The sequence below is a fragment of the Gemmatimonas sp. genome (assembly GCF_044376735.1).
GTDB lineage: Bacteria > Gemmatimonadota > Gemmatimonadetes > Gemmatimonadales > Gemmatimonadaceae > Gemmatimonas.
Genome location: NZ_JBILKJ010000119.1, coordinates 1 through 8,400, shown reverse-complemented (window position 1 = coordinate 8,400; position 8,400 = coordinate 1). Strand labels below are relative to the sequence as shown.

The window sequence follows — 8,400 nt, the reverse complement described above, 5'->3', positions numbered from 1 at the left end:
ACACCAACTATCCCCAGAAGTTGATCACGCCGCCGACGTGGGGATAGTTGGTGTCGCCGGAGGTGCCACAGGGGGCATGGTTCCGGGAGAAGTTGTGCCCCCACTCGTGCGCGGCCACACGATCGCCGCTGGGCAGATGGTCCCAGCCGATCGCGGAGCGACCGGGCACATAACCGTAGCCCGCGATGCCGCTCGTGTACGACACCTTCAGCACGCCGTAGTAGTGCATCGTGGCCGGCGCGCCGTCGGTGGTCCGCAGCGCATTGATCTCGCTGAGCACCGTGAGCCACTGGCCGTTGGTGTCGTTGCTCTGAATTTCCGTGGCGCTCGAGGTGAACGGCGCGCGCACGTCGGACGCGACGGTATTCAGCGGAAACATGCGCTGCACCGAAGACAGGAACGAGGCCTTGTTACTCTCGCTCACGTTGCCGGCGAGGGCGCCCACCACGATGGGTACGAAGCGGACATTGAACGCCGGGACGGTGGTGACGCTCACGCTCTGCGGTGTGCCGTTGGTCGGCCACACGTTGTCGCTTCGGTTCACATCGGTGGTCGCCTGCGTGGGGTCGAGATCCACGAGGACGCGCGTGGTGGGGCGAATGTTCGCGCCCGGCACCAACAGGTTCCAGGTGGAGGTCAACGTGCCCTCGGCGATCGCGGTGCGGACGCCGCTTTCGGGGGCCGGGATCGTGGTCGTCTGCAGCAGCGATGCGCCATCGTAGATGCGCACGCGCACGTCGGGACGCACCGTGTTGGGCGCGTTGGCTCGCACGAACACCCGGAGCAGGGCATCACGCCCGGCCACCAATGTCACGCTGTTGTCGAGCCGCTGGATCGCCTGCGTGAGATAGACGTTGGTGATCGTGTAGTTCTCGACGATCGCGTCGGTGTACGTGAAGCTGGCCGACGCGGTGCCGTTCGGCGTGATGGTCACCGTCTGGGTCGAGGGCGACGGCGTGTAGGTCGTCGGCCCGCTGACGATCGTGTTGGCGGTGATCGTCCAGCTGCCGGCTTGCAGATTCGAGACCGTTCCGGCGCCAGTGGCCGTGCGCGGTGCGCCGGTACCCGTGAGCGAGAACGTCGGGGTGAGGCTGCCGGGAACGCCAATGGCGGAGATCGTGACGGCACCGGTGGCCACCGCATACGACACGGTCGCCGGCGAGGCGACGATCGAGGCGGTCACCGTGACCTGCTGCGATGTGGGCGTCGGCAGATACGTCGAACCGGCCGCCGATACCGTCGTCGCGCTCACCGTGTAACTGCCTGGCACCAGCAGGGTCAGCGTTGAGGTCGCCGTCACGCTTCGCGAGTAGCCGTCGGGGCCGGTCACGGTGACGTTCCCCTGGGCTCCGCCCGGCAAGCCACCCACCACCACCGCGATCGCGCCGGTCGTGACGGCGTACTGCACCGGCAGTCGCAGGGTGTCGCCCGCCGAGATAGTGGTGTCGCGTGCGCTCGGCGTGGGCAGGTACACGGCGCCCCCGCTGGTCACGCTGCCGGCGCTCAGGCGCCAGCGTCCCGGTGCGGCGGGACTGATGCGCCGGCTTTCCAGAATCAGCGTTTCGTCACCCGACGGAGCCGTCAGCGTGATGTTGGGGACCACGCCGTTCGGGAGCCCGGAGACAGGCACCTCGACCACGGTGGGTACGGGCGCGAAGGCCACGGTGATGGTGGTCGTATTCCCGGTCGTGACCACGACATTCTGCGTGGTCGTGACGGGCGCATAGCGCACCCCCGTGGCAGTGACCAGCGCGGCGGACAGTTCGTAGGTGCCCGCCGGCAGTGAATCGACCGTGGCGGGGGCGCTGAGGGCCCGCGTGACGCTGCCGCCGGTCAGGGTCATGGTCGGTGCGGCGTTCGCCGGCAGTCCGCTGGTCGTGACCGCCACGCGTCCGACCTGGGCGGCATACGTGACCGTGGCCGGGGCCGCCGTGAGCGACGCGGCCACCTGCACGGTCACGGTGTCGGCGAGCGGGCGATAGATGATGCCGCCGACCGCAATGTCGCTGGCGATCACCAGGTAGGTGCCCGGGGTGAGTTCGGTGAGGGTGGACGTGGCCGTGAGGGCACGGGTGAAGCCATCCGGACCGGTTACCTGGACGGCGCCGACAGCCCCGGCGGGCAGCCCGGTGAGAGCCACGGCCAGCGCCCCGCTGGACACGTCGTAGCGTACGGCGACACGCGCCGTGTCCCCGTATTTGAGCAGGGTGTCGACGGTGGCGGGTGACGGGGTGTAGCGGAAGCCGCCCGCCAGCAGCGGCGCGGCCGTGACTTTCCAGCGGCCGGCACTGGGGTTGGTGAGCACGCGCGAGGCGGCCACGGGGATATCGCCACCGCTGGGTGCCGATACGACCACGGGGGCATCCACGCCGCCGGGCACGCCGACGATCGAGAGATCGATCGCCGATGGCGAGGGCGCGTAGGTGATCGTGGCCGTGGCGGGGGTGGATCCGCTCACCACCGTGACCGTGAACGTGGACGGCGTGGCCGAGTAGCTCCCCTCGGCGGTCCGTACGGGACGCACGGTGACCGTGTGCTGGCCGGCGGGGACGTCGACCCAGCTCGTGGTGCCGGTCGCCGGGCGCGAGAAGGCGGCGCCGGCGACGGTAATGTCGGCATTGGCGCCGGCGGGCAGTCCGGCCACGGTAAGGCTCAGGATCCCCGGCGGAATCGGTGCCGGCGTGGGCGGTGGCGGCGGCGTCTTCGGGCCGGACGGCGAATCGCCACCGGCGCAGGCCGAGAGCAGGGAGAAAACGCAGAGGAGCGCAAAGCGCGTAGACAATCGTCGCATAGACCTGGCGTTGGGGGCTGCGACAAGGACGACTGACTACGCCAAAACGCACCAACCGCGCGAGGCGATTGGTGCGTTTGGGTGGTCGTGGTGATACCGCGACCCGCGGCGGAACGACCCGGGGGGCGGACTGTCGCCCCTCGGCCGAGGGGCTAGAACAGCATCATCAGGGGGGCTTCCAGCAGCCCGCGCAGGGTTTGGAGGAACTTCGCGCCAACGGCGCCGTCGATCACGCGATGATCACAGCTGAGCGTGACGCGCATCCGCTGCCGCGGCACGAACTGGCCGTTCTCCCACACCGGCTTCGTCTCCGTGGCCCCGACGGCCAGAATGGCGGCCTCGGGCGGGTTGATGATGGCCGTGAACTGATCGATGCCGAACATGCCGAGGTTGGACACGGAGAAGGTGCCGCCCGTGAATTCGGCGGGCTGCAGCTTCCGCTCCCGGGCCTTCTTCGCGAGCTCGCGGGCTTCCTTGCCGATCTGCCCCAGTCCCTTGCGCTGGGCGTCGCGGATGACCGGCACGATCAGGCCGTCGTCGGTGGCGACCGCCATGCCCACGTGCGCCGCGCTGAAGTAGCGGATGGAATCGCCCATCCAGTGCGCGTTGCACTCGGGGTGCCGGGTGAGGGCGATGGCGACGGCTTTGATGATGATGTCGTTCACGGAAACCTTGTACTGGTCGCCGTTGGCCACCATCTGCTCGCGCAGCTGGCCCACCTTCGTCATGTCGATTTCCGACGTGAGGTAGAACGTGGGCACGGGGCCGATGGACTCGCTCAGGCGGCGCGCGATGGTTTTGCGCATCTGCGTGAGGGCCACGTCCTTGAACTCGCCGTCGATCTGCATCGCGGTGGCGACGGGGGTCGGTACGGCGGCCGCTGCATTGCTCGCGGCCACCGGCGCCGGCGAGGCGGTGGCGGTGGCGCCTTCGATGTCGCGACGGATCACGCGACCACCCGGGCCGCTGCCGTGAATGGTGCCGATGTTCACACCCTTTTCGGCGGCCATACGTCGAGCGAGCGGCGACGAGCGCACCGGACCGGACGGCGCGGTGTCGGCGGCGGGCGCGGCCGGTGCCGGTGCCGGTGCCGCTGGCGCGGCCACCGGTGTCGCGGCGGGTGCGGCGGCGGGTGCGGCGGCCGGCGCGGATCCGCCGGTGAGTGCGGCGATGTCTTCGTCGGCGGCGGCGATCACCCCGATCACCGCGCCGATCGCCGCGGTGGTGCCTTCGGGGATCAGCTGCGCGCGCAGGATGCCGTCGCCACGCGCGACGAGTTCCATGATCGCCTTGTCGGTCTCGACTTCGCCGATCGTGTCGCCGCTCTTCACGGTGTCACCGACGTTCTTCACCCACTTCACGAGGCGTCCTTCCTCCATCGTCGGAGAGAGCGCCTCCATCATCACTTTCGTTGCCATGATCGCTGGGTCAGTCGAGGTAGAGAACCTGTCGGATTGCCGCGATCGTCTTCGGCAAGTCGGGCTTGGCGGCCTTTTCGAGACTCTTGGTATACGGCATCGGTGCATCGGCCTGATGCACGCGCAGCACCGGGGCATCGAGATGATCGAAGCAATGGCGCTGGACGTAGTCCACCACCTGCGCGCCGACACCACACACTTCCCACCCTTCTTCCACGACCACGCACCGGTTCGTCTTCTTCACCGACGCCGTGATCGCATCGACATCCATGGGGCGGATCGTGCGCAGATCGACGACGTCGCAGGTGATGCCCTCCTTGGCCATCTGATCGGCGGCCTGCAGCGCCACCAGCACCATCTTGCCATGCGACACCAGCGTGACGTGCTCCCCTTCACGCTTGAGCTCGGCCTTGCCGATCGGCACGATGTAATCGTCGTCGGGCACCTCGCCCTTCGTGTTGTACAGCATTTCGCCTTCGAGGAAGCACACCGGATTGTCGTCGCGGATGGCGGCCTTGAGCAGTCCCTTGGCATCGTACGGCGTGGCGGGGGCCACGACCTTGAGGCCGGGGATGTGCGCCAGCCACGATTCCCACGCCTGCGAGTGCTGCGCGCCCAGCTGCAGCGCGGCGCCGTTCGGGCCGCGGAACACCATGGGCATCGGGAACTGGCCGCCCGACATGTACAGCATCTTCGCGGCGGCGTTGACGACCTGGTCGATCGCCAGCAGCGCGAAGTTCCACGTCATGAATTCGATGATCGGACGCAGGCCGGCCATCGCGGCGCCGACACCGACACCGGCGAAACCGAGCTCGGTGATCGGCGTGTCGACGACGCGCATCTCGCCGAATTCCTGTAGCAGTCCCTTCGAGACTTTGTACGCGCCCTGATAGACGGCGACTTCCTCACCCATGAGGAAGACGCGATCGTCACGGTGCATTTCTTCGCGGAGCGCCATGTTGAGCGCATCCCGGTAGGTGATCACGGCCATGGTTGTTGGGCTCTCAGCTCGTGGTTTCGACGAGAATGTCTTCCATGAGCGCCTCGAGCGGCAACTCCGGGCTCTGCTCAGCAAAGTCGATGCTGTCCTGCACGATCTTCTTGATCTCCTCGTCCATGGCGGCGACGTCGGCGGGCGAGATCTCGCCCGCGTCTTCCATGCGCTGACGGTGCAGGGCGATGGGGTCGCGCTTGAGGTACTGCTCCAGCTCTTCCTTGGTGCGGTAGGTGCCGCTGACCGCATCGGACATGGAGTGGCCCATGAAACGATACGTTCGGATTTCGAGCAGCGTGGGCGTGCCATCGGTGCGGGCGCGCGTAATCGCTTCCTCGGTCGCCTTCCGCACGGCGTCCACGTCCTGGCCGTCGACGACGTCGCGAGGCATGTCGTACGAGGCCCCCCGCTTGTAGATGTCGTGAATGGCCGAGGCGCGCTCGAGGGCGGTGCCCATGCCGTACCGGTTGTTCTCGATGATGAACAGGCACGGCAGCTTCCAGAGCGCGGCCATGTTGAGCGCTTCGTGGAAGGCCCCGTTGTTCACGGCCGCCTCACCCATGAAACACACGATGACCTGATCGCCGCCGCGGTACTTGATGGCGAAGCCGACGCCGGCCGCGATCGGGATGTGTCCACCCACGATCCCGTGACCACCGAGGAAGCCAAGCTGCTTGTCGAACATGTGCATGGAGCCACCCTTGCCTTTCGCGCAGCCGTCCTGGCGCCCGAACAGCTCCGCCATCACCGCGCGCGGCGTCATGCCGCGCGCCAGTGCCTGCCCATGATCACGATACGTCGTGATGATGTAGTCGTCGGCGCGCAGCAACGACATCACGCCGGTGGAAATGGCTTCCTGTCCGATGTACAGGTGGCAGAAGCCGCCGATCCGGCCGATGGCGTACATCTCAGCGCAGCGCTCTTCGAAGCGACGCTGGAGCAGCATCGAGTAGAGGAGCTCGCGATTCGTGGCGGCCGATGTGCGTTCCGATCCCTTGGCCTCAGCCTTGGACTCGGCGCGCACGGGCTCGCCCTTCTTGCGGGGTTTGGCGGTCGACATGAGGAGTTGGCGGGTGTGGAGTGCTGGGTCGAGAGGTGCGCGTCCGGTCAGACGCCGGCGGCTTGCACCTGCTCCCACGCGTGGTAACTGGAGCGAACAAGCGGGCCGCTTTCGACGTGCTTGAAGCCGAGTTCCATGCCCACGAGATAGAGCTCGCGGAACTCCTCGGGCGTGACATATCGATCGAGTTCGATATGGCCGTCGGACGGACGGAGATACTGCCCGAGGGTCAGGATGTCGACGTCGACGGAGCGGAGCTCCTTCATGACCTCGATGACTTCTTCGTTCGTTTCGCCGAGGCCGAGAATGATGCCGGTCTTGGTGGGGATATCGGGTGCGACCTGCTTCGCAATACGGAAAATCTCGAGCACACGCTCGTAGCGTCCGCCGGGGCGCGCCTTCTTGAACAGGCGCGGCACCGTTTCCGTGTTGTGATTGTAGATGTCCGGACGTGCCTCGAGCACGGTACGGATGGAATCCGCGTTGCCCTGGAAATCGGGGACGAGCACTTCGATCGAGCAGCCGGGAAGACGCTGGTGGATCTGCCGGATGGTTTCCGCGAAGATGAAGGCCCCGAAGTCGGGGAGATCATCGCGGTCGACCGACGTGATGACGGCGTGCCGCAGGTTGAGCTCGGCGATGGCCTGCCCGACGCGCGACGGCTCTTCGATGTCGTACTTGGGCGGTCGGCCGTGCGAGACCGCGCAGTACGCGCAGTTCCGCGTGCACACATCGCCCAGGATCATGAACGTGGCGGTGCCGTGCTCCCAGCACTCGCCGATGTTGGGGCAATGGGCTTCCTGGCAGACGGTGTGCAGGTCGAGTTCCTGCATCATCTGCTTGAGGCGCACGTAATTCGCGCCTCCCGGTGCCTTCACCTTGAGCCACGACGGTTTCCGCTCGGGGAGCGGTTCGCGTCGGTGACGTCCCATGATCTGAACCAACTGCTCGGCCATTTTCTGCTGGGAGGGGCCCGGGGGGTCCGGGACGTGATCTGGAAAAGGTAGCCCGATGCTCGGCATCGGGAAACAGTCCAGTAACCACCAAACGCGAAATAGCCTGAATTCGCGCGTGCAGAAACATTCTCGGACGGGCTACCGTACAGGTCTGGTATCCCACGTTGACCTGAGGTCGCTCATGCTCCGTACTCTGTTTACCGTCGGCCTGATCGCCATGCTCGGGCTGGTCGCCCTGAAGGTGGTCTTCGGGCTGCTGGGCCCGCTGGTCGGGCTCTTGTTCATGCTGCTGGGCTTCGCGATCCGCGTCGTCCTGATCGGCGCGGTGATTTACTTCATCATTCGGCTGGTGAGTCCGAGCACGGCGGAGCGCATCGAGCGGGCGATTCGGGGATAGGCGCCAACTGCTCGCTGCTCAGTGCTAACTGCTAACTGCTAACTGCTGACTGCTCAGTGCTGAGTGCTCAGAGTTCTGGCGTCAGACTTTCTATAGTGGTCAGAGTTGAGCAACGGCAGTGCTCAGTTTCGAGGGGTTTGATGGCGGTGGGCGGTAGGCTCATATCGCGCTCGACACTGTGGACTGCCGTTGCTCAACTCTGACCACTATACCCAGTCTGATGCCTCGGCCTGGCCGTCTGTTCTCTGAGCGAGTCGCCCCGCGGATCTCAGCTTTTGCCGTCGCCGTCGCTGCCTTCGCCGCCGTCCCCGCCGTCCTTGTCCCGCCGGCCGCGTGACCGTCGAGCCCCGCCTCGCCGTCCGCGACGTCCGCGCCGCCGCGCCCGTGCCGCGCTGTCGAGCTCGGATTCGTCACCGTCGGCCGCCGTCTCGTCGGCGTCCTGCTCGCGATCGGACTCGTTCGTATCGGCTGTGGGGGCGCCAGCGGATTCCGCATTGGCGTCGGTGTTCCCTTCGTCGGCGTCACTGGTAACGCCATCCTTCCTGGCCCGTCCGCGACGTGACCGACGGTTGCGCCGCCGCTTCCGGCGCGGTGCAGTGCCGTCCTCGCCTTCGGCGGCCTCGGCCGTGTCACCGGCCTCGCTGGCGTCGTCCTCGCCGTCCTCGCCGTCCTCCTCGCGTTCGTTCACGGCGGGCGGTGGCGTGCGCCGCGCGGGCGGTGCCATGTCCAGCTCGTCCGGACGGCCGTTTTGGGGGCCAGTTTCCAGCAACGGCTCGGCCTCGTC

6 protein-coding genes and 1 pseudogene are annotated in these 8,400 nt (G+C 67.0%); 1 reads left to right on the top strand and 6 read right to left on the bottom strand.

Features of this window, described 5'->3' with window-relative positions:
- Positions 1-7 precede the first annotated feature (7 nt).
- From ACIRA7_RS13005 to lipA, 5 genes are all read right to left on the bottom strand, one after another.
- Complete coding sequence (locus ACIRA7_RS13005) at positions 8-2,791, bottom strand: hypothetical protein (RefSeq protein WP_396221272.1); 2,784 nt, start codon at positions 2,789-2,791, stop codon at positions 8-10.
- Between the two features lie 152 nt (positions 2,792-2,943).
- Positions 2,944-4,209: a pyruvate dehydrogenase complex dihydrolipoamide acetyltransferase gene (locus ACIRA7_RS13000; RefSeq protein ID WP_396221271.1), complete on the bottom strand. Its 1,266-nt coding sequence runs from the start codon at positions 4,207-4,209 to the stop codon at positions 2,944-2,946.
- A gap of 10 nt (positions 4,210-4,219) precedes the next feature.
- The gene (locus tag ACIRA7_RS12995) at positions 4,220-5,200 is read right to left on the bottom strand and encodes a pyruvate dehydrogenase complex E1 component subunit beta (RefSeq protein ID WP_396221270.1); all 981 of its coding nucleotides are present in this window, start codon (positions 5,198-5,200) and stop codon (positions 4,220-4,222) included.
- 13 nt (positions 5,201-5,213) lie between these two features.
- A complete protein-coding gene (gene pdhA / locus ACIRA7_RS12990; protein ID WP_396221269.1) occupies positions 5,214-6,263 on the bottom strand; it encodes a pyruvate dehydrogenase (acetyl-transferring) E1 component subunit alpha in 1,050 nt (349 codons plus the stop codon).
- Between the two features lie 47 nt (positions 6,264-6,310).
- Positions 6,311-7,219: a lipoyl synthase gene (gene lipA, locus ACIRA7_RS12985; RefSeq protein ID WP_396221268.1), complete on the bottom strand. Its 909-nt coding sequence runs from the start codon at positions 7,217-7,219 to the stop codon at positions 6,311-6,313.
- Between the two features lie 181 nt (positions 7,220-7,400).
- Here lipA and ACIRA7_RS12980 point away from each other — a divergent pair, with 181 nt between their 5' ends.
- Positions 7,401-7,616, top strand: coding sequence for a hypothetical protein (locus ACIRA7_RS12980; protein WP_396221267.1), 216 nt, complete (start codon positions 7,401-7,403; stop codon positions 7,614-7,616).
- A 268-nt stretch (positions 7,617-7,884) separates the two neighbouring features.
- On the opposite strand, the pseudogene ACIRA7_RS12975 reads toward ACIRA7_RS12980, so the two are convergent.
- A pseudogene (locus tag ACIRA7_RS12975) lies at positions 7,885-8,400 on the bottom strand (hypothetical protein); the annotation flags it as partial.